Source organism: Mesorhizobium sp. M7A.F.Ca.MR.362.00.0.0, from assembly GCF_004023175.1.
Lineage (GTDB): Bacteria > Pseudomonadota > Alphaproteobacteria > Rhizobiales > Rhizobiaceae > Mesorhizobium.
The window spans coordinates 7,547-8,547 of record NZ_RZTF01000208.1; the positions used below are offsets into that span (position 1 = coordinate 7,547).

Genomic DNA, 1,001 nt, shown 5'->3' on the forward strand with positions numbered 1-1,001 from the left:
GCAGTGAAACGGTGCTGCAGGCGGCGAGGCCCGCCAAGGCTGCGAGGCCGGTCAGCACCATGCGCCTGTGCAGATTCGGGATCGGGTGGGTTTCGATTTTCGCTATGGTCATGCCCCTGAGATAACGTCGATCATGGCTTTTGCCGGGCAGGGCGGCGAAAATCGAAGATGTTAGGCGGCAGTATCGAGATCTGCGTCCGAGGAACCGCCCATCCGGTCGTCTTCCGTATGCACCCACCAGGCGCCCAGCGCGTCGATGAGCGGTACAAGTTTGCGGCCAGGCGCCGTGAGGTCATAATCGACCCGCAACGGATAACCCGGACGCACCGTGCGCCGCACGATGCCGGCCTCTTCCAGCTTGCGCAGTTCCAGCGTCAGGATGCGATGCGACACCGTCGGGTTGTCACGTCTCAGGTCGCTGAACCGCTTGGTCCCGTCCTTCAGATAATAGAGCAGCAGTGTGGGCCAGCGACCGCTGAGCACGCGCATGGTCTCTTCGATCGGGCAGCGTGAGACGACGTCTTTCATGGGCGGATCCTGGTTACAGAATTGTGCGTAATTTACATGGGACGACAAGCGTTTAGGGTCAAGTTTCGCTGCGCGGCGTGATCCTCTCAATCACGGAAGAAAACAAATGGAACCTATCCTCCTTTACGGCTTCCCGGCGGGAAGCTCGATGGGGCTTGTCGCTGCCTTTGAACGCGTCGGGCAACCCTATCGCCTGTGCCGCGTCGACATGCTCACCGAGATGAAAAACGATGCCTATGCCAGCATCAACGACCGTCAGGAAACGCCGGTGCTGATCACCGACGAAGGCCGGGTGCTCACCGAGACAATGGCCATCGCCTCGTGGCTCGAAGCCCGCGACACACAGCGCCGCATCAGCTTCGAACCGCGCACGCCGCAAGCCGACCGCATGCACCAGCTGATGGCCTTCGTGAACACCGGTTTCACCGCCGCCTTCAGCCCGCTCTGGGTGGCATTGGAAATGGCGGCGGATG

The 1,001-nt window shown here is 61.2% G+C and carries 2 protein-coding genes; one reads left to right on the plus strand and one right to left on the minus strand.

The genetic code is table 11. From position 1 onward, the window contains the following. Window positions 1-171 precede the first annotated feature (171 nt). Window positions 172-528: a helix-turn-helix domain-containing protein gene (locus tag EOC06_RS22830; protein WP_128308848.1), complete on the minus strand. Its 357-nt coding sequence runs from the start codon at window positions 526-528 to the stop codon at window positions 172-174. 106 nt (window positions 529-634) lie between these two features. On the opposite strand from EOC06_RS22830, the gene EOC06_RS43215 reads away from it, so the two are divergent. Beyond that, the coding region (locus EOC06_RS43215; RefSeq protein ID WP_245469925.1) for a glutathione S-transferase N-terminal domain-containing protein at window positions 635-1,001 on the plus strand (367 nt) is incomplete at its 3' end.